The organism is Mesorhizobium sp. B1-1-5 (assembly GCF_006443065.1).
Lineage (GTDB): Bacteria > Pseudomonadota > Alphaproteobacteria > Rhizobiales > Rhizobiaceae > Mesorhizobium.
This window is the reverse complement of the sequence record NZ_VFWS01000533.1, coordinates 1-1,167: the sequence shown is the minus strand read 5'-3', so window position 1 is coordinate 1,167 and position 1,167 is coordinate 1. Positions and strand designations below refer to the sequence as shown.

General features: G+C 66.3%; 1 protein-coding gene and 1 pseudogene. Both read right to left on the bottom strand.

From position 1 onward, the window contains the following. Positions 1-27: 27 nt before the first annotated feature. Complete coding sequence (locus tag FJ980_RS33050; protein ID WP_140547606.1) at positions 28-480, bottom strand: cyclophilin-like fold protein; 453 nt, start codon at positions 478-480, stop codon at positions 28-30. A gap of 11 nt (positions 481-491) precedes the next feature. After that, a pseudogene (locus FJ980_RS35030) lies at positions 492-1,167 on the bottom strand (MFS transporter); the annotation flags it as partial.

Genomic DNA, 1,167 nt, shown 5'->3' with positions numbered 1-1,167 from the left:
GTTCCGAGCATGGTTTTCTCCTTGAGCCTATGTCAGGCGTTCTATGCGTATGTTGAAGCGTCCGCCGCGCAGCAGCGGCGCGATACCGCTGTCGACGCGGCCGAGCCGGATCAGGCCGCGCGAATACCGGTAGGGGCCATAAAAGAAGATGAGATTGCCCCAGGGCGCGTAGTAGGCGATGTCGCCGATGGCCTCGTTGTCGAACGGGCCGCTGCCCTCGATCCGCAATTTGCGCGGCAGGTAGCCGATCTTCTCGACGGATGCGTAGTCTTCCAGTGTCAGGTCGAGCGGCAGCATCGCGGCGAAATCCTGCGCGCTCAGATTGTCGAACAGGGAGGCCGTCAGGCGCATTGCGTCCACTTCAATAGCAATCCTCATCAACGGTCTCTCCTGTCCGTCCGTTCCGCCGGCTTGGCCTGGCGCGGCGGAGGGCGCGAACGCGGCTGCCAGTGCGGCGGCAACCGCGGTGCGGCGCGTCATGTGGCTGCGTGTCATGGCGCGTCCTTGCCATGATCATGGGCGGCTGCCGCCGCGGCCAGCGCGGATCCCACAAGCAGCACCGCGCCGAGTGCGAAGGGGCTTCGCCAGCCGAGCGTGTCCAGTAGCAGGCCGCCGCCCGCCACCCCGAGCGTGATGGCGAACTGGATGACGGCGACCTGCAAGCCGCCGCCGGCTTCGGCATCGTCGCGCAGCGCGCGGCTCAGCCAGGTGCCCCAGCCGACCGGCGCCGCGGTTCCGAAAAAGCCCCAGCCGACGAGCAACGCGGTGACGGCCATCGGCATCGATCCAAGCACGATCAATGCGACGGCCAGCAGCGCCATGGCCAGCGGAATGATGATGACGATGCTGTAGAGCCACGTCTTGAGCAGCCGGCCTATGGTCCAGGTGCCGGCGACGCCTGCTAGTCCCATCACGAGCAGGATCGCCGAGAGCGCCGAACCACCGACACCGGTCACGGTTTCCAGGAAAGGCCTGAGATAGGTGAAGAGCGCGAACTGGCCCATGAAGAGCATCAGGATCGAGGTCATGCCGAGCGCGACCTGACGGCGCAGCAGCAACCGGAGGACATTGCCCGACGCCTTGCGGCCGCGTGGCGGCAGCGCAGGCAGGCTGAGGCTTTGCCAGACAAGGGCAAAGAGGGCCATCGGCACCACGAGGAAGAACGCG

Coding starts and splice junctions, on each gene's coding strand:
- FJ980_RS33050 (WP_140547606.1), bottom strand. CDS start 480: ATGACGCGCCGCACCGCGGTTGCCGCCGCACTGGCAGCCGCGTTCGCG.